This is a genomic window from Noviherbaspirillum suwonense, from assembly GCF_900182955.1.
Classification (GTDB): Bacteria; Pseudomonadota; Gammaproteobacteria; order Burkholderiales; family Burkholderiaceae_D; genus Noviherbaspirillum_A; species Noviherbaspirillum_A suwonense.
In genome coordinates this window covers 108,891-126,959 of sequence record NZ_FXUL01000007.1, presented here as the reverse complement: position 1 = coordinate 126,959, position 18,069 = coordinate 108,891, and the positions used below count along the sequence as shown (strand labels likewise).

The 18,069-nt window shown below is 62.3% G+C and carries 14 protein-coding genes; 6 read left to right on the top strand and 8 right to left on the bottom strand.

The genetic code is table 11. The features are described from left to right. The first annotated feature begins 45 nt into the window (after positions 1–45). The 3 genes from QOL82_RS11645 to QOL82_RS11635 all read left to right on the top strand — a co-directional run bounded on the left by QOL82_RS11645 (position 46) and on the right by QOL82_RS11635 (position 3,152). Positions 46–1,347 carry an ABC transporter substrate-binding protein gene (locus QOL82_RS11645; protein WP_283442432.1) on the top strand — a complete coding sequence of 434 codons (1,302 nt, stop codon included), beginning with the start codon at positions 46–48 and terminating at the stop codon, positions 1,345–1,347. 96 nt (positions 1,348–1,443) lie between these two features. Next, positions 1,444–2,319 (top strand): carbohydrate ABC transporter permease, encoded by an 876-nt coding sequence (locus tag QOL82_RS11640; protein WP_283442431.1) that lies wholly within the window; start codon positions 1,444–1,446, stop codon positions 2,317–2,319. Further along, the gene (locus QOL82_RS11635) at positions 2,316–3,152 is read left to right on the top strand and encodes a carbohydrate ABC transporter permease (RefSeq protein ID WP_283442430.1); all 837 of its coding nucleotides are present in this window, start codon (positions 2,316–2,318) and stop codon (positions 3,150–3,152) included. The genes QOL82_RS11640 and QOL82_RS11635 overlap by 4 nt, the downstream gene beginning before the upstream one ends. 202 nt (positions 3,153–3,354) lie before the next feature. Here QOL82_RS11635 and QOL82_RS11630 read toward each other — a convergent pair whose 3' ends face one another. Next, on the bottom strand, positions 3,355–4,929 hold the full coding sequence (locus QOL82_RS11630) for a sensor domain-containing diguanylate cyclase (RefSeq protein WP_283442429.1): 1,575 nt from the start codon (positions 4,927–4,929) through the stop codon (positions 3,355–3,357). A 227-nt stretch (positions 4,930–5,156) separates the two neighbouring features. Further along, entirely contained in the window at positions 5,157–6,194 is a 1,038-nt protein-coding gene (locus QOL82_RS11625) for a tyrosine-type recombinase/integrase (protein WP_283442428.1), read from the bottom strand. A 392-nt stretch (positions 6,195–6,586) separates the two neighbouring features. On the opposite strand from QOL82_RS11625, the gene QOL82_RS11620 reads away from it, so the two are divergent. After that, positions 6,587–6,772 (top strand): hypothetical protein, encoded by a 186-nt coding sequence (locus QOL82_RS11620; RefSeq protein WP_283442427.1) that lies wholly within the window; start codon positions 6,587–6,589, stop codon positions 6,770–6,772. A 270-nt stretch (positions 6,773–7,042) separates the two neighbouring features. On the opposite strand, the gene QOL82_RS11615 is transcribed toward QOL82_RS11620, so the two are convergent. Then, on the bottom strand, positions 7,043–8,059 hold the full coding sequence (locus QOL82_RS11615; protein ID WP_283442426.1) for a sensor histidine kinase: 1,017 nt from the start codon (positions 8,057–8,059) through the stop codon (positions 7,043–7,045). Positions 8,060–9,021: 962 nt separating this feature from the next. Here QOL82_RS11615 and QOL82_RS11610 point away from each other — a divergent pair. Further along, positions 9,022–10,152, top strand: coding sequence for a sensor histidine kinase (locus tag QOL82_RS11610; RefSeq protein ID WP_430438473.1), 1,131 nt, complete (start codon positions 9,022–9,024; stop codon positions 10,150–10,152). A 161-nt stretch (positions 10,153–10,313) separates the two neighbouring features. Here the strand turns inward: QOL82_RS11610 and QOL82_RS11605 are convergent, their stop codons facing one another. The 5 genes from QOL82_RS11605 to QOL82_RS11585 all read right to left on the bottom strand — a co-directional run bounded on the left by QOL82_RS11605 (position 10,314) and on the right by QOL82_RS11585 (position 17,043). Continuing rightward, positions 10,314–12,695, bottom strand: a complete 2,382-nt coding sequence (locus QOL82_RS11605; RefSeq protein WP_283442424.1) for a hybrid sensor histidine kinase/response regulator — start codon at positions 12,693–12,695, stop codon at positions 10,314–10,316. Positions 12,696–12,877: 182 nt separating this feature from the next. Beyond that, positions 12,878–13,672: a DeoR/GlpR family DNA-binding transcription regulator gene (locus QOL82_RS11600; protein WP_283442423.1), complete on the bottom strand. Its 795-nt coding sequence runs from the start codon at positions 13,670–13,672 to the stop codon at positions 12,878–12,880. A gap of 104 nt (positions 13,673–13,776) precedes the next feature. After that, the gene (gene pdxA, locus QOL82_RS11595; RefSeq protein ID WP_283442422.1) at positions 13,777–14,772 is read right to left on the bottom strand and encodes a 4-hydroxythreonine-4-phosphate dehydrogenase PdxA; all 996 of its coding nucleotides are present in this window, start codon (positions 14,770–14,772) and stop codon (positions 13,777–13,779) included. Beyond that, positions 14,772–16,031 (bottom strand): four-carbon acid sugar kinase family protein, encoded by a 1,260-nt coding sequence (locus QOL82_RS11590; protein WP_283442421.1) that lies wholly within the window; start codon positions 16,029–16,031, stop codon positions 14,772–14,774. Before QOL82_RS11590 ends, pdxA begins: the two co-directional genes overlap by 1 nt. A 10-nt stretch (positions 16,032–16,041) precedes the next feature. After that, positions 16,042–17,043, bottom strand: a complete 1,002-nt coding sequence (locus QOL82_RS11585) for a 2-keto-3-deoxygluconate permease (protein ID WP_283442420.1) — start codon at positions 17,041–17,043, stop codon at positions 16,042–16,044. A gap of 690 nt (positions 17,044–17,733) precedes the next feature. Between QOL82_RS11585 and QOL82_RS11580 the strand changes: the two genes are divergently transcribed. Then, entirely contained in the window at positions 17,734–18,036 is a 303-nt protein-coding gene (locus tag QOL82_RS11580) for a DUF4148 domain-containing protein (protein WP_283442419.1), read from the top strand. The last annotated feature ends 33 nt before the right edge of the window (positions 18,037–18,069 follow it).

Below are 18,069 nucleotides of genomic sequence, written 5' to 3'. Positions count from 1 at the left end.
GCCGGCCCGCACGTTCACCATAAGTCGTCAACCAAGGAGAGCATCATGCGTAGAACCGTACTGAGGGCCGCAGCCGCCATGGCTGCACTGGCTGCCGCCGGCCTGGCCAGCGCACCCGCGCTGGCCGCCGACCCGGTCGAGGTCACGTTGTATTACCCGGTCGCTGTGGGCGGACCGGTGACCAAGACCATCGACGCGATGGCCGCGGAGTTCGAGAAGCAGAACCCGGACGTCAGGATCAAGGCCATCTACGCCGGCACCTACCAGGAGAGCCTGGTCAAGGCGCTGACGGCGCACAAGGGCGGCACCCCGCCGACGCTGGCCGTGCTGCTGTCGACCGATCTCTTCACGCTGATCGACGAGGATGCGATCGTGCCGATCGACGGCCTGGCATCCAGCCCCGAGGACAAGCAGTGGATCAGCGGCTTCTACCCGGCCTTCATGCAGAACAGCCAGACCGGCGGCAAGACCTGGGGCATTCCCTTCCAGCGCTCCACCATCGTCATGTTCTGGAACAAGAAGCTGTTCAAGGAAGCCGGGCTGGATCCCGAGAAAGCGCCCGTTACCTGGGCGGAAACCGTCGATTACGCGAAGAAGCTGACCAAGACCGACGCCAGCGGCAACGTGTCGCAATGGGGCATCAAGATACCGTCCACCGGCTTCACCTACTGGATCTTCCAGGGCATGACGACGCCGAATGACACGGTGCTGATGAACAGCGCCGGCACGCAGACCTATTTCGACAAGCCCGGCGCGGTGGAGGCGCTGCGCTACTGGGTCGACCTCTCCGCGAAGCACAAGGCGATGCCGTCCGGCGTGATCGAGTGGGGCACCACGCCCAAGGACTTCATGGAAGAGAAGGCCGCGATGATCTGGACCACCACCGGCAACCTGACCAACCTGCGCACCAATGCCAGCTTCCCGTTCGGCGTGGCGATGCTGCCGGCGGCCAAGCACCCGGGCAGCCCGACCGGCGGCGGCAATTTCTATGTGTTCAACAAGACGTCGCCGGCGCAGCAGAAGGCGGCGATGAAATTCATCCGCTGGGCCAGCGAACCGCAGCGCGCCGCGCAGTGGAGCATTGCCACCGGCTATGTCGCCACCCGCCCGGACGCATGGGACACGCCTGAGATGAAGAAGTACCTGCAGGACGTGCCGGCGGCCGGCGTCGCGCGCGACCAGCTGAAGTACAGCGTGGCCGAACTGTCCACGCATGACAACCAGCGCGTGACCAAGGCGCTCAACGACAACCTGCAGGCGGCACTGTCGGGCACCAAGACGCCGGAAGCCGCGCTGAAGGATGCGCAGCGCGAGTCCGACCGCATCCTGCGCACCTGGCGCCGCTAGTCCGTTCCGCCGGCCGGCCCCGCGCTCCGGCCGGCGAGACGGGGCCTCATCGCCGACCACCGCTGACCACCGCTGACCACCGCTGACAAGGTTTCCATGCAACGTACCCACACGCCGCTCACCCCCTGGCTGCTGCTCGCGCCGGCGATGGTGCTGCTGATCGGCTTTACCCATTACCCGGCGGTGGCCACCATCTGGCACAGCTTCTTTTCGACCGCCAAGGCGTCCAATCCGTCGGTCTTCGTCGGCATGGAGAATTACGCGCTGGCGGCGGACGATCCGGTGTTCTGGCGCGCGCTGACGAACAACCTGTGGTTCGCCTTCGGCACCATACCGGTCTCGATCGCGCTGGCCATCATGATGGCGCTGTGGATCAACGACCGGGTGCCGGGCCGCGGCCTGCTGCGCCTGGCCTATTTCACGCCGACCGTGCTGCCGATGATCGCGGTCGCCAACATCTGGCTGTTCTTCTATACGCCGCAGTACGGCCTGCTGGAGCAGCTGACGCAGGCGCTGGGCCTGCCGTCGCATAACTGGCTGGGCAACCCGGACACGGTGCTCGGCTGCCTGGTCGTCGTGGCGATCTGGAAGGAGGCCGGTTTCTTCATGATCTTCTACCTGGCCGCGCTGCAGCAGATCTCGCCGGTGCTGGCCGAGGCCGCCAGCCTGGAAGGCGCGTCGCGCTGGCAATACTTCTGGCGCGTGCAGTTCCCGCTGCTGATGCCCACCACGCTGTTCGTGCTGATCAATGCGCTGATCAACTCGTTCCGGCTGGTCGACCATATCGTGGTGATGACCAAGGGCGGGCCGGACAATGCCAGCTCGCTGCTGCTCTACTACATCTACGAAGTCGGCTTTTCGTTCTGGGACTCCGCCTATGCCGCCGCGCTGACGGTCGTGCTGCTGCTGGTGCTGGCGATCGTCGCCATCGTCAAGTTCCGCTTTCTCGACCGCAGGACACACTACCAATGAACACGCCCGCCGTTACCGACCCGTTCGGGCGCCGCAGCCCGGTGCTGGAAACCCTTGCGGCCTGGCTGCTGGGCCTGCTGTGGCTGCTGCCGCTGCTGTATGCGATCTGGACCGCCTTCCATCCCGCCGCGTTCGCCACCCGCTTCTCGCTGTCGGCGCCGCTGACGCTGCAGAACTTCGTCAATGCCTGGCATGCCGCGCCGTTCCCGCGCTACTTCCTCAACACCTTCCTGCTGGTGACCATGATCCTCGCCGCGCAGATAGTGCTGTCGACCATGGCCGCCTATGCATTCGCCCGCTTCACTTTTCGCGGCGCCAACCTGATGTTCATGCTGGTGCTGATGCAGCTGATGGTGATGCCCGACATCCTGATCGTGGAGAACTACGCGACGATGAACAAGCTGGGGCTGCGCGACACCATCCTGTCCATCGGCCTGCCCTACTTCGCTTCCGCCTTCGGCATCTTCCTGCTGCGCCAGACCTTCAAGACCGTCCCGCGCGAACTGGACGAGGCCGCCACCGTCGAAGGCGCCAGCGCGCTGCAGGTGCTGATGAAGGTCTATGTGCCGCTGGCCAAGCCGATCTACCTGGCGTTCGGCCTGGTGTCGATCAGCACCCACTGGAACAACTTTCTGTGGCCGCTCATCATCACCAACTCGGTCGAATCGCGGCCGCTGACGGTGGGCCTGCAAGTTTTCTCGTCCACCGACCAGGGCGTGGACTGGTCCATCATCACCGCGGCCACGCTGATGACATCGGCGCCGCTGCTGCTGGCCTTCCTGCTATTCCAGCGCCAGTTCGTGCAATCGTTCATGCGGGCCGGCATACGGTAACGTCGGCGTGGACCGGCATGCTGGCGCTGCGGCTGCGGTAGCGGTACGCCTACCCATTGCAACATCTGCATGCTGCCGGCGAGCCGCCGACGTGCGGTGCTGAAGACCGCAGCGCGCGGCGCTGTCGGATGTCTCCAGAGCTTGGGTGTAGCTTTTCAAGCAACGCCTTGCCGGACCGTTCAGGCAGGTCCAGTCTGCCTGATCATCCAACCATGCTACGTAGTTTCGGCAAATCGGCGCACACCCGGTTGCGGCCGCCGTCTTTCGCCCGGTACAGCGCCTTGTCGGCCGCTTCGATGAGTGCGTTGCCGCTGGCCTGGTTCCTCCCTGGACGGCATGAGGCCACGCCGATGCTCACAGTCACGAACCCCGCCGGATTTCCTGCATGCGGGATAGCCTGTTCCAGCACCGCTTGCCGGAACCGTTCGGCCAGCTCCGCAGCGCCGCCGGTATCGGTGTTCGGGAGCAGCACCACGAGTTCCTCCCCGCCGTATCGGGCCGCCAGGTCGCCGGGACGGCTGTGCGCGAGCCGCAGGGCGGTGCCGAGCTGCTTCAGGCAATCATCGCCGGCCGGATGGCCGTAGGTGTCGTTGAAACGCTTGAAGAAGTCGACATCGATCATCAGCAGCGCCAGCGGCGTATGCGCCCGCATCGCCCGTTTGAATTCCTCTTCCAGCGCCATGTCGAAATGGCGCCGGTTGCTCAGACCGGTCAACCCATCCTGCAACGACAGGCGCTCGAGCTCCCGGTTCACCGATTCCAGCGCATGCTGTGCCTCGGTCAGCGCCTGCTGCGCGCGTTCCCGCTCGCCGATCAACGCAATAAGCCGTAGCCCGAATACCATCAGGACGAACAGCAGCACGGCGCCCGTCGCAAGCGTCCTCTCGATGTTCTTTCTCCATGCCGCCAGCACATCGTTCATGGACAAGGCGCTGGCGACCACGAGCGGATAATGGTCCAGGTGCCGGTAACTGTAGAGACGCTCGATGCCGTCGACCTTCGCGGTCATCACGGCGGTTCCTTCCGGCCCGGTGGACCGGTACATTTTGAACACCGGTCCCCTGGTCACATCCGCGCCGACGAGGCTGGCGTCGAAAGGGCGGCGGGTCACCATGATGCCGGTGTCCGTCATCAGCATGATCGCGCCCTGGTTCTCGAGCTTGAAGCGTGCCTGGAATTCCCGAAAATAAGCGATCTCGATCGTGGCGACGGCCACGCCGGCAAAGGTGCCGTCGGCATGATTGATACGTCTTGAAATGGGAAGAATCAGCGCCCCCGAAACCCGGCTGGTGTTGGGTGTGCCGACATGCGCCTGCGTGTCGTTGTTTCGCGCGTGGTACTGGAAATATTCACGGTCCGCGATATCGAAGCTGCTGGTAATCTGCTGCCTCGACGTGATCAATCCGCGGCCCTGCGCGTCGTAGACATTCACGCCATCGAGGGCAGGCAGCTTTGCCGCGGTCTGCTTCAACAGCCTCTCGATCTGGGCTAGCAGCGAGGGCGCCATGCCCTCCGCATTGAGCCTGTCGACCACGCCGACCAGCGCCACGTCGGCGGCGCGCAAGGTGTCGTCGGCTTGCTGCGCCAGGGCGCGCGTCATATTGAAGGTGGCAATGCGCGCATTGTCGATTTCGACGTCCCGCATCTGGACCAGCGCCCATCCCTGGGCGATCAGAAAGGAAAGCATCACCAGAGCGACAAAATAGATCGCTCCGGCTTTTGCCGGCCTTACCCGGATCGGGGCATTACCGGCGGTTTCCCAGTGGCGTAATGGCATCTGGCACGTTCATATTTAAATGTTCGATTAGCGTCCATCGATAATTCCATGATTTATACACCAAAAGGTTTCCCCCAGGCGACGGGAAACGGCGAATTTCACGCGGACGGCGGGTATTGACCGGCGTTTTCACCGGGGAGTTATTCCACCGGCATTGTATTTTGAGCATTCCCGAGTAGCGAGTGCGAGTCGCAGCGGGCTCGCAAGGGTGTGCCTCGCTGGTTAAGTCAAAGCGGCGGGCGATATTTTCGGACCAGTCCGACAAAGCTTTCCGTCGTCTTGACGTCCCGATGCCCCATCAGGTCATAGAGCTGTTCCACTGCGGTCCCGAGTGACAGTTCGCGCACCGCGAAGGTATTGCGCAAGGTACGCCCGCCCTGGTGGTCGACCGACATCAGGTCAGCCCGCTCGAACGTGGCCTTGATCTGCCGGTACAGCGTGGCCTGGTCGATCTTGTCATTCTTCCTCAAGCCGGCGGGGAAAAGCAGCGCGCCGGGCAGGTCGAGACTCGCGCGCTCCTTGAGCCAAGGCTGCAGGTAGCTGACATACGACTGGCGCAGCACGGTGTCATGCGGCAGGCTGGTGCCATCGGAAGCGGCCGGGTTAACGTTGATAACGATGGACCCGTCCCCGCCAGGCGAGCCGATGTTTTCGACATACAGCCCACGGATCTCGGACACCTTCAGGCCGGCGCCGATGGCCAGCGCCAGCATGGCGCGATCGCGCCGCCGCTTCCAGTTCTGGCTCGTATCTCCCGGATCGCCCGGCAGGGCAAGCAGGAAGGCCTGCTCCTGCTCGCGCGTGAGGGCCACGGTGTCCTTGTCGACACCGGCAGCCCCCTGCTCCCGGTTCCGGTACATGCCGTGGGCAGCCTGCGAAGCCGGATTCGGCGACACTTCCAGGTGCTGGTAGACCCGTTCGAGCAGGCGCACATGGCGGGCCCGGATCGTGCTGACCATATCGATGTCGCCCTTGCCGCGGCCGGTCAGCTGCGCGTCGAGAAAGCGCAGGATGTGGTCCGGCTGGACCGCGAACAGGCCGACCTGCTCGCCCGCGATCCATTTGATGAACTTGCCGAACATGTGGATGAGGTTCTTGCGGGTGGAATCGCGCAGCGGGCGCTTGTTGCTGTCGGCGTCGGTGGCGGGCGGACGGCGGCCATGATCGAGGTAGGCCTCGGACCGGACGAATTCGGTAAAGGCCTCCAGCGGCTCGCGGCGCCAGCCGTCGGGATTGTCATACAAGCCGAGCGATTTCATATCCATCCGAGGACTCCGTTACAAGCTGGGCGGCGCAGCCGCCTGGCATTTATTTCTTCTGCGCTGGACCGTCGATATATCGCCGCCGCAGCAGGGAAGGGAGGTTGTTTTTGCATCCGGCAAAGCACGTGTTACTACTGGGAAAGCATACAGGAAACAACAGGTAAGAGACAAGAACGCAATAATCTATCCAGCTTGGCATCAAATACATCAAAACGGTGACTTAACGGCCTAACGTGACAATACTCCCTCAAAGATTTAACCACCATAAACCCCAGACACACCTTCCCCCACAGCAAGTCACCGCGCTCAACTGGAAATAAAAAATAAAAAGAAAAAAGAGGAAATAACCGCCTAAAAAATAAAGACGATCTCAGAGCACCAAAAGAATAAAGCGCTTGCAAGAAATCGAAGCCCAGATGGTGGCGGCCAGGCAATCCTTGAGACGTACGGTCAAATGGGAAAAGGAATTAAGGTATATACCAGTCGTTCCAGGGACGGCGAACTACATCAACCAGCGACGTTCGCCGAAGCCGGCGCTTGCGCAAGAGAAAAAAGGCAAAGAAGAAAATAAAAAGGACTGAACGGAGACGGGGGCAGGGGTGGAACATCCCGAACCATCGCCGGAGCCGGGATCATCGTCGTGCGCCGCGCTGGATTGATTATTGCAATTTTGTCGGGAAGAGGCGATCTGAGACTGTCAACCCAGAGACTTGAATATTCGCGACGATTGAAGGGGTGGTGAAACCAGAAGACCTGGCGTCCGTACTCCAAGCAAATTAACGCTCTATCAGCCGCCCCTATTTCGTCGCCTTTCGCTTGCGACACGCCCGCACTACCCTGCCCGACTGCGGCTAAGGCTCCAGTGTGTATCGCGGAAGGCTAATGGTGAACAGGCAGCCGGTACCTGGCAGATTCGTCACGCTTAATATTCCGCCCTCCGTGGCAATGTCCTGCCTAGCGATTGGCAGGCCTAATCCCAGCCCGGTCTTGTTGTCGCCAAGCTGTGTGAAGGGTACGAACATGCGTTCCACATCCCCTGAGGGCAGCCCGCCGCACTGGTCGCGAATCTCGATGAAAATGCGATTGTCTTTTTCGTATGCACTTAAATGTACTTCCGTGTGCGCATGGGTGAACTTCAGGGCGTTATTCAGCAGATTTGCTACTGCCCCAAGAAGTAAATCCCGATTACCGCTAATCGCTAGATGCGGGTCTACTTCGGACACCGACAATCGGCAGCCTCGCGCCTGCGCATCCAGCTCTGCAGCCGCCCCGGCCTCGGCAATAAACCCGGCCAAGCCAAAAACGTGCTTTTTTGACGCAGTGCTTTCCGAGCGAACTTGCTCCAGGGAACCATGCACCAGCTTGCTCATCGTCTGAATGCTGCGTTTTAACATGGCGCCGGTTGCGCCGCCAAGTCCGATGCGTCCCGACTCCATTGCGCCCATCGCAAGCGTTGCCGTGTGAAGCAGATTGCCCAGTTCGTGCATGAGTGCGCCCAAATGGGCATTCACGTCGCTTGTCTTTTGGTCCAGGATCGCCAACTCGCGCAGCAGGCTGAACTCCGTCACCGCATCGGCAATCGCATTGTCCAGGCACCGGTTCAAGGTCCGGAACTCGTCGATCGTAAACGGGGCATCGCGTTCCACCGCCAGATCGGTAATGGCCTGGCACAGGTCGCCGTAATCATGCACGACCTGGTCGACCGTGTAGCCCAGCCTGAGCAGTTCGGTGCCATGCGCGCTCGCGGTCACCCCGATTTCGGACAGATCCGGGCGGTCGCCTCCCGACGCGCCGGAGATACGCAATCCCGTTTTTGCCTCGCCCTCCTGCTCGGCCTTTAACGTCCGTATCAGTTGGTCGATAAACATGGGAATGCCGGTTTGCAACTGTTTAGCCGACGCATTGCGCTGAGGTCGCCTGGCGACCTTTTTCTGCGCACCGGGCAATCAGCTCAAGGCGATTATTGGCAAGAAAGTTATGCAGCATCGCATACCTCGATGTCGAATGACCTGGAGGCGCCTACTTGAGAAACAACGCAGCGCCAATTACAGAGGTACAACATTACGGAAGGATTCGCACATTATGCGTGGCTTTGAGACTTAGGACGATTCCCTCCTTCCATATTCACGTTCCGTGCCTGTCCCTCGCTTCCGGCGCAATAAAGTAGACTTTTTCTAGGCAACTTTTAAAGTTTTGGTCAAAATGAGATTAATGAAGATAGCGCGCGACCATAGCGTTTACTTTGTCTAACGCTCGCGCTTTTTTTGAGGCCAGCGCCCGGTTTGAAATGGGATGCGACCGGTGACGCTTGGGATGCCAAGATTCGCTTCGGCCTTAACCGCCCGGGCGTAATCGCATGATGGAAAGGCTATATGTGCGAAAGAAATCAGTAGGGCGCCGGGCGCCAGCGCACCGGGCAAGCCTGTCTGTACCAAGGATCGGTGCCGCAGCGCCTGTTGAGCTTTGAATACGCGGCAGCTTTAACTTCGGATTGGTATCAAGTCGGGCGGGTTGCACATTCTGCCGCCGTTGCGCTGCAGGGTCCGGAGCGTACTTAGTCCACGACCAACGTCATTTGCTTCACGCCCACCATCCGCGAACGCCGAGGCGATCAGGCTCGCAACCGCCTGGTCGAAGCGATGCAAAAAAATCATCGAAGCAAGCGCTCATGATGGAAAGCTCCTCGCTTCATCTTGAAAGGATTTAAGGAAAGGGATCGCATGCGAGTACCATGGCAATCCTGTAGGTTCAGCAAAATACCTCGTCAAGCATGTAGCGGTGAGCCAATTTTTCGACTTTTTACGACTTGATGATATGAGGTGTTCCCATGATGCACGACTTTTTAGCGAACAATCACGACGAGTTGATTGCCCGGTGCATTGAAAAAGTCTCCAGAAGGCCCAAGCGGAACGCGACTCCAAAGCAGCTGAAGAATGGTATCCCGCGGTTTCTCGGACAACTGACCCGGACGCTGGAAGCAGAACAGGATGGCGACGCCGGCGCGGGCCTGAAAATCTCCGGGGCTTCCGGGGGAGACGGCGCCGCGCTGTCCGAAATGGGCGTTAGTGCAGCCGCCCACGGCACAGACTTGTTAAACCTCGGCTACACGGTGGACCAGGTCGTGCACGACTATGGAGACCTGTGCCAGGCCATTACCGATCTGGCGTTCGAGCGCGATGCGCCTTTTTCGGTAGACGAGTTCCGGACCTTGAACCGGTGCCTGGATAATGCGATTGCCGATGCCGTGACGGAATTCAGCTTCCAGCGGGATTCCGCAATCGCTCTGCAGCAGTCCGCAGATCTGAACGAACGACTTGGCTTCCTGATGCACGAACTGCGTAACTCCCTTAATTCGGCCACCCTCGCGGTAACGGCGATCGAGTCGGGGACCATGACCATGGCCGGTGCAACGGGATCGGTGTTGAAGCGCAGCCATGTCGCGATGGGCAGGTTAATCGACAGGTCGCTCGATGAAGTGCGGATCAAGGGGACGCCGCAAGAGCCGCACCAGGTGTTCCCGCTCGCCCCCTTTATTGCAGAGGCGCGGGATGCTGCGGAGCTGGACGCGAAGACGCGCGGCTGCACGTTCACGGTGACTGAAGTCGACCCGTCATTAGGCATCCAGGGAAACCGTGACCTGTTGCTGGCCGCGTTGGCGAACTTGCTCCACAACGCCTTCAAATTTACGCATTCCCATACCGAAGTGACGCTGAACGCCTACGCGCAAGGCGACCGTATCGTCATCGTTGTCAAAGACCACTGCGGCGGGCTGCCACCGGGGGACCCGGAGCAAATGTTCACGCCTTTTACCCAGCGCGGCGAGGACAAGACGGGCCTGGGACTCGGGCTGTCGATTGCCCGGCGGAGCGTGGAGGCGGACGGCGGCATGCTGAGCGTGGCCAACTTCCCGGACACCGGGTGTGCGTTCACCATCAGTCTCCCGCGCCGCTCGCTGCAGTAGCCAGCGAAGTCGCATGCGGTTCAAGCCGCGCAGCATTCTCATGGCGATGCCGATGAGCATCCCCACTTGCGACGTGAGTGTTGGGCCAGCTGCCAGTGACAGACCACGGCTTGCGGCCAGGGGTCGCAATCCCTCGCTGTCAAAGGCCCGTCGCCTTGCCCTTAAATGACCGTTCCAAGCAATGTGACCACCTGGTCAAGATTGACGGGCTTGACCAGGTAGTGGTCGAATCCCGCTTCTCGTGCGTGCACCTTGTCTTGTGCCTGCCCATAGCCGGTGACGGCTACGAGTAGCGATCGTTGCATTTCCGGTAAGGCCCGCAGCCGGCGGGCGAGCTCGAAGCCATCCATGTCCGGCAAACCGATATCCACGAACAGTACTGCCGGCGAATTTCGCTGCGCGAGCGCCAGGGCGTCGAAGGGATTGTACGAAACAAGGACCTGGTGCCCCAGTGTCTGCAGGAATAAGGACAGCGTATCTCCGGCATCCCGGTTGTCATCGACAATAAGCACTTGCAGCGGCTTGGCGGCTCGCACAAATCCGTTTTTCAAGCCCTTGTGCCCGGGTGCGGAATGCGGCCCGTTTTCACGGGGCAGGCTCACCGTAAACACGCTTCCCTGTCCTGCGCCGTCGCTTTGCATCGCGACCGTGCCGCCATGGAGCCCTACCACGCTCTTCACCAACGCCAGACCTAGTCCCAACCCGCCCTCTGCCCGGTCTGGCGTCCTTTCCGCCTGGGTGAACAGGTCGAAGATATGCGGTTGCAGGGACGGGACGACGCCCGCCCCGTTGTCCTCGACTGTCACTTCGACGCTGGCTTCGCCGCCCGTCACCCGCAAGGTGATGCTTCCCCCGGAAGGGGTGTACTTTGCTGCATTGTTGATGAGGTTGGAAAAGACCTGGATGAGGCGTATGCGGTCGCCGTTCACAAAAAACGGCACCTCCGGCACGAGTACGCTAAAACGATGGCACTTCGTTTCAATGAACGCGTTCGTCTGTTCAACGGCGTCCAGAAGGATGCCATGGATATCAAGCGGCTCCATCCGGAGCGTGACGAGGCCACGCGTTACCCGGGAAACATCCAGCAAGTCATCGACCAGTTTCGTCATATGCGTGACCTGGCGGGAAATCACCTCGCCGGTTTTCCGCAGCCTTGCCTGGTCGGAGCCGCCCAGCTTGAGCAGTTCGGCGGCTGTCGCAATCGGCGCGAGCGGGTTGCGCAGTTCATGGGCAAGCATGGCAAGGAATTCATCCTTGCGACGATTCGCTTCCAGCAACTCGTCTTTTGCATTTTCCAGCGGAGTCACATCGGTGCTGGTGCCAAACCACTGGACGATATTGCCGTCCCCGTCCCGCAATGGCGCGGCCCGGGAAAAAAAGGTGCGGCATTCCCCGTTTGCTGCACGTAAGGGAAACGACATCTCAAACAACTGCCCATTTGCGACGGAAGCTTTCCAGTTCTCTTCGACCGCCGAATGCATATCCCCGGAAAAGAGCCCGTTTGCCCCGCTTCCCGGCATCTCCGCGACGGTCGTGCCGGTGTACTCATACCACCGGTCGTTGTACCAATTCACACTGCCGGCCGCATCGGCTATCCAGGCCAGCTGCGGAATGGTATTGGCCAGCTGCCGTAATCGCTCCTCGCTCTCGCGAAGCGCCCGATGCGCGCGGACCGCTTCGGTGACATCGCTGCCCTCGACAAAAATGCCCGTTATTTTTCCAAGGTAATCCAGGGTAGGTTGATAGACGAAGCTAACATAGCGCTCTTCAAGCGGACCATCCGGCCGACGCTGCAACCTGACTAAGGTCTCGTGGGCGATAAAGGGATGCCCCGTCCGAAAAACCGTATCCAGCAACTCGAAGAAACCCTGGTCCGCCAGTTCAGGGAGCGCTTCGCGAACGGTTTTTCCGACAACATCGCGCTGCCCGACCAACTGAAGAAAAGCGTCATTCGCAATTTCAAAAATGTGATTCGGTTCCCGCAGAACGGCAATAAGGCCGGGCGCCTGCTGGAACAAGCGTCGCATGCGCTCATATTCCGCAATCCGGTGGCGTTCGGACAGAATTTGTGAAGTCGTTTCCGTGACGGCACAGAACATGCCTGCGACGTTGCCGCTTTCATCACGGGTTGGCGAATAGGAAAATGTGAACCAGGCCTGTTCACCGCGGCCCCGCCGGTACACGGTCAAGGGCAGGTTCTCATGGAAAGTCGGATTGCCTTCCAAGGCCTGTGCGACGATCGGGAAGATATCGTCCCAGATTTCAGGCCAGACATCCTGAAAGCGCTTCCCAAGCGCCAGCGGATGTTTCGCGCCAAGGATTGCGGCGTAGGCATCGTTATAAAGGAAACCCAGCTCCGGCCCCCAGGCGACAAACATCGGAAATTTCGACCCCAGCATGGGACCGACGATCGAACGTAACGACTGTGGCCAGAATTCTACCCGGCCAAGGGGGGAATCGAGCCAATCATGCGCACGTATCAACGCGCCTGTATCGCCGCCGTCCGTCAAAAACGCGTTCGTTCCTGCTGTAGATGTTGCCATGTTTACACTTCTCTTCGGCAGACAGGAAAATTGCAGTAAATGATTGTAGCGGATGAAGACGCGCACCTCGCCTTACGCACATGTCAAAGCGCGAATTATGCAAGGGATTGAATAAGTTGCTGAAAGAAAAACCTAAGCCGGCCGCAAGGCAAACAGCCCCGGTGCGACTGCCGGACCGTCCGTCAGCCGCCCTCCCCCGGGCCTTCGGAAGCGACAAGAACCGTGACCATCGGGTCCGCCCGGAACGGCGCCAGCTGCTCGGCGCTGGCGCCGGCATCCGTCACCAGCGTCCACGGCCGCTCCAGCGGCGTCCAGGCCTGCTGGCCGGTGTAGCCGAGCTTGGTCGCATCGGCCAGCACGTAGATGTCGCCGGCCTGCGCAATCATCCGGGACTTCAGCGAAGCCTGCTCCTGCGTGGCCTCGCACAGGCCGCGCCCGGCGGCAAGGCCGTCGGCCCCGAGGAACACCTTGTCGGCGGTGATGCGGCCCAACATCAGTTCGGCGAGGGGGCCGACCGTGCCCATGCTCAGCCGGCGTACGCTGCCCCCGAGCACGGTCAGTTCGATGCCCTCTTCGCGCGCGAGGGTGGACAGTGCGCTGATGTTGTTGGTAAGGATGTGCAGCTGCTCGCGGCCGGCGAGCGCGCGGGCAAGCGCCGCGGTGGTGGTGCCGGCGTCGAGGATCAGGCTGTCGCCGGCCTGCACGTGGCGCGCGGCCAGGCGCGCGATCATCGCTTTCTGGTCGCTGTGCAGCTGGATGCGTTCATCGAGCGACGGTTCGCGGCCATGGCCGTGGAGGAGCGCCGCGCCGCCATAGGTGCGCACGATGCGGCCGTCCAGCGCAAGTTCGGCGAGATCGCGCCGTATCGTCGATTCCGACACGCCGAAATGCCGGCTCAGCGCTTCTACATTGGCGTCGCCGCCGGACACGATGCCCAGGATGGTCTGACGCCGCTTCTCGGTCTTGCTGATGGCCATGGCTGATGGAAGGGAAGTAAACGCCGGCTAATGTACACGACCATCGCAGCAAACAGAAATGCGGAACGCCGCGCCATGTCGGCGCGCCGGCCCTTCCCGCCACGTCAGCCGCGCCGGGTCGCCAGCGCGATGGCCTGGCGCAGCGCTTCGAGCATGCTGCCTTCGTCCGCGATGCCCTTGCCGGCGATGTCGAACGCGGTGCCGTGGTCGACCGAGGTGCGGATCACCGGCAGGCCGACCGTGATGTTGACGCCGGCTTCCAGACCCATCACCTTGACCGGGCCATGGCCCTGGTCGTGGTACATCGCGATCACCAGGTCGAAATCGCCGCGGGCGGCGCGATAGAACAGGGTATCGGCCGGCAGCGGACCTTCGACCGAGCGGCCCAGCGCCTGCTGCGCCTTGACCGCCGGGATGATTTTCTCTTCCTCTTCGCCGCAGCCGAACAGGCCGTTCTCGCCAGCATGCGGGTTGATGCCGCAGACGCCGATGCGCGGATTCTCGATGCCCGAGCGGACCAGCGTTTCATAGCCGCGGTCGATGGTGCGGCCGACCAGGCCCGGCTCGATCTTGCGGATCGCGTCCAGCAGGCCGATGTGGGTCGTCACGTGGATCACCCGCAGCTTGGGCGCGACCAGCATCATCGACACTTCGGGCGTGCCGGTCAGCCTGGCAAGCATCTCGGTATGGCCGGGGAAGATGTGGCCGCCGGCATGCAGCGCTTCCTTGTTCAGCGGCGCGGTGCAGATCGCGTCGATCTTCTGCGCCATCGCCAGTTCCACCGCGCGCTCGATGTAGCAGTAGGCGGCATGGCCGCACAACGCCGAAAGCTGGCCGAACGGATGGCCGGCGGGGATCAGGTTGAGGTCGATGCAGTCGACCGCGCCATGCTCGAACTTCGCCTGGTCGACGTCCGTGATCACATTCACGGCCAGGCTGCTGCCGACCAGCGCGCCGGCCTCGCGCAGGCGGCCGGCGTCGCCGATCACCAGCGGACGGCAGCGTTCGTACAGGTCGGCGGCGCCGAGGCTTTTCATGACGACTTCCGGGCCAACGCCGGCGGCGTCGCCCATGGTGATGGCAATGATAGGGAGATACATCAGGAACCTTTCGTGTGGAATGTCGGGATGAGCGCTGCATCACGCGCCTGCAGCAGCATGCGGTGGCAGTTCAGCAGGGTATCGCGGTTGCCGAACGCGCCGGCCTTGGTGATGACCGTCAGCGGGCGCGGGCCCGCTGCAATCGACAGCGGCACGCCGGGTTCGATTTCACCGACCAGGCGCAGGCCGTGGTAATGCATCGCGCACAGCATCGCCCGCGCGGTCTCGCCGCCGGTCGACACCAGTGCGCCGACCATGCCGGCCAGCGGCGCAACCAGTTCGGCCAGCGCCTGGCACAGGTGCAGGCCTTCGCTCATGTCGACCGCGTCGTCCATGCCGATGGTCAGCAGCAGATCGTGGCCCTGTCCCAGCGATGCGTCCAGCGTTTGCTGCAGGCCGGCCCAGCGGGCATCCGTCCGGCCCTGCCGCAGCACGCCGGCCGGGATGTCGATGCTATCCATGCCGGTGGCTTCCTGCAGCCGCTCGGCCTGTCCGCGGGACACGCTGGACAGGCTGCCCACCACGGTCAGGATGGCACCATTCACTGAAATGCCTGCCGGCGGCGATGCTGCGTCGCCGGCCGCCTGCGCCAGATGAGCGGCCAGGCCGGCGGAGCCGACCCAGAAGCTGGGCACGGTCACCTGCAGCGAGGCCCGGGCGATAGCCTGCAGGTCGTCGTCGGTCTCGACATCGCAGACCAGCGCCTGCAGGCCTTCCTGCGCGGCCGAATGAATGCGGCCGGCCAGCGCCGTCGGCCCGGAGCGTACGTCGGCAACGCCCAGCATGCCGGCGCGTATGCCGTGCTGTTCCAGCATCGTCGGGATATGCGCGACGCCGGCAATGCCTTCGGCGCGCCACACCTCGCTGTCCTCCAGCGGCATGCCGTTCAGATACTGCCGGCCGTCGCGGGTAACGCGGCCGGCCGGCGGGAAGGCCGGCGCGACGATGGCCAGGCCGGCGGCGCCGGCGATGGCCGCGATCTCGGCGGCGAAATTGCCGCGCAGCGTGGAGTCGATCTTCTTGTACAGGACCTGGCCCGGGGCGGCATAGCGCGCATACAGGTCGCTGTGCAGCCGCGCTGCCTGGGACGCCGGCATGCGCCGGCTGTCGGCATCCAGCGCAACGACGTCGGCCCCGCCGGTGTCGCCGGCGGCATCGCGATCGATGACGACCAGCGTTTGCCTGCCCGCCTTGGCATAGGCGCTTGCGCAATCCGCAGCGCCCGACAGGTCGTCGGCAATGATGAGTATGCTCGCCACGGCCCGCGTCCTATACCCGTTCCGGCACGTCCGTGCCCGCGATTGTGCCGGCAGCGCGCGGCTGCGGCCGCTGGCGGCCTGCCAGCCAGGCGGTCAGGATAGGCACCAGGATGGACGTCACCACGACGCAGGCGGCGATCACGATGGTCGCGCTCTTCGCGGCTTCTAGGTAGACCGGGTTGGCGGCGGCGACGATCATCGGCACGGTCGCGGCATTGCCCGCCGTGCTGGCCGCGGCGACGCCGGCGACGCCGTTGCCGCCGGTCAGGCGGTCGACCAGGTACAGCGGGATGCCGGTCACGACGACCACGGCCACGCCCATGCCCAGTCCCAGCAGGCCAGCCTGCCACACCTTGTTCAGGTCCAGGCCGGCGCCCAGCGCAAAGGCGAAGAACGGCAGCATGACCGGCACGGCCTTGCTCAGGAACGCGCGCATTTCGCGGTCCAGGTGGCCGATCAGCATGCCCAGCGCCAGCGGCAGGATGCTGCCCACCAGCGTCGGCCACGGGAAGGCCGACAGGCCGGCGACGCCCAGCGTGACCATGGTCAGGAACGGACCGGACTCGACGGACATGACCGAATACGCGCCGACATCTTCCGGCTTGCCGTACTGGCCCATCAGCGCCATGTACAGGCCGCCGTTGGTGTCATTCATCGCCGCGACGATGGCCAGCGTCGACAGCCCGGCGAACATGCCCGCGGCAATCGGCGCCTCGCCGAGGAAGTGGCCGAACACCAGGCCGAGCAGGATGCCCATGATGATCTTCACGGCGAACAGCGAGCCGCCCTTCTTCAGGATGTAGGGCGTGGCCTGGACATTGATGCTGGCGCCCATGCAGACATAGAACACGGCGAGGATGGGCAGCGCGCCGGTAAACAGCGCCCCGGTGAAGGAGCCGAAGAATTTCGGGGTCGTGGGGAAGAAGGTATTGATGACCGCCCCCAACAGCAAGGGCACCAGCATCATGCCGCCCGGTATGCGGTCCAGCGTTCGTTTGATTGGAATTTGCATTGTCTTCTCCGCGTCAACTGTTCGATCGTTTTTATCTGCGATTTCAGCCAGCAATGCTCAAACCGCGCATTAAGAGCAGCGATTTTAAATCCGTATGCGTAGTTCATGCAATAGATGAGCAAAAGATAATTAAATTGCGCAGTTTGCTATGCATGCCTGATGCTTTTGCGCAATCGTTGCCGACTGCCTTGCGCAGCGTCGGCAATTTTCAAAACATGCCGTCAGGTGTTCCATACGAACGGCAAGGCGGGCAATTCCCATTCCGATTCACCAGGCGCCCGAAAACTCCTTAGGGTGTACTAAGCGCAAGCGCATTACACCATCGGTTGCGAACAGGCGGCCGTGGTTGATCAGCCGGTGGTGTAACGCGCTTCCGCTTAGTACACCCTACGAAATCGAGCCTTGGATCTCATCCGGCGCTGCATGACCTGAAATCGGTGTACAGCCATGTTTGCCGTTCGCGTTTTGCCTCAGCGCCGGCATATCCGTTCACAACCGGCGCGTCATTGCGGCCGCTGCAATAAGCTATTGACGACGCTGCCGTTTATTGCGCGGCGCGATGCCAATAGAATGGATCCATCGATGAGCACACGGACAAACCGGTGCGACTCAGCGAGGCAGGACCCGACGGGCAGCATGAATGCCTTGACCGCCGAGCCCGGAGTCATCTACCCACTTTGGAGAAATACCATGAACGTCAAGAACCTCTTCGCCGCTGTCGCCGTGTTTGCCGCCGCCGGCTCCGCCTTCGCCCAACAAGCCGAATTCGTTGCGCCCGACGCCGGGTTCCGCTCCACCCTCACCCGCGCCGAAGTCCGCCAGGATCTGGCCCAGGCCGCAAGCCAGGGCGCCATCGCCCAGCGCCAGCATGACGGCCAGGACACGGTCTACGCCGCCGGCAGCCGCAGTCGCCAGGAAGTGCGCGCGGAATCCATCCAGTCTGCGCAATCCCGCCGCGCCGGCAATGTGAACGACCTGTATTTCAGCGCCTGAGCCGAGCACCGTGGTCCAGGGTTAACGCTTCGT

Bases quoted from the DNA above. Each gene is read 5' to 3' on its own strand.
- pdxA (WP_283442422.1), bottom strand. From the start codon at position 14,772: ATGTATCTCCCTATCATTGCCATCACCATGGGCGACGCCGCCGGCGTT.
- QOL82_RS11580 (WP_283442419.1), top strand. From the start codon at position 17,734: ATGAACGTCAAGAACCTCTTCGCCGCTGTCGCCGTGTTTGCCGCCGCC.
- QOL82_RS11615 (WP_283442426.1), bottom strand. From the start codon at position 8,059: ATGTTTATCGACCAACTGATACGGACGTTAAAGGCCGAGCAGGAGGGC.
- QOL82_RS11625 (WP_283442428.1), bottom strand. From the start codon at position 6,194: ATGGATATGAAATCGCTCGGCTTGTATGACAATCCCGACGGCTGGCGC.
- QOL82_RS11645 (WP_283442432.1), top strand. From the start codon at position 46: ATGCGTAGAACCGTACTGAGGGCCGCAGCCGCCATGGCTGCACTGGCT.
- QOL82_RS11610 (WP_430438473.1), top strand. From the start codon at position 9,022: ATGCACGACTTTTTAGCGAACAATCACGACGAGTTGATTGCCCGGTGC.
- QOL82_RS11640 (WP_283442431.1), top strand. From the start codon at position 1,444: ATGCAACGTACCCACACGCCGCTCACCCCCTGGCTGCTGCTCGCGCCG.
- QOL82_RS11600 (WP_283442423.1), bottom strand. From the start codon at position 13,672: ATGGCCATCAGCAAGACCGAGAAGCGGCGTCAGACCATCCTGGGCATC.
- QOL82_RS11635 (WP_283442430.1), top strand. From the start codon at position 2,316: ATGAACACGCCCGCCGTTACCGACCCGTTCGGGCGCCGCAGCCCGGTG.
- QOL82_RS11605 (WP_283442424.1), bottom strand. From the start codon at position 12,695: ATGGCAACATCTACAGCAGGAACGAACGCGTTTTTGACGGACGGCGGC.
- QOL82_RS11630 (WP_283442429.1), bottom strand. From the start codon at position 4,929: ATGCCATTACGCCACTGGGAAACCGCCGGTAATGCCCCGATCCGGGTA.
- QOL82_RS11585 (WP_283442420.1), bottom strand. From the start codon at position 17,043: ATGCAAATTCCAATCAAACGAACGCTGGACCGCATACCGGGCGGCATG.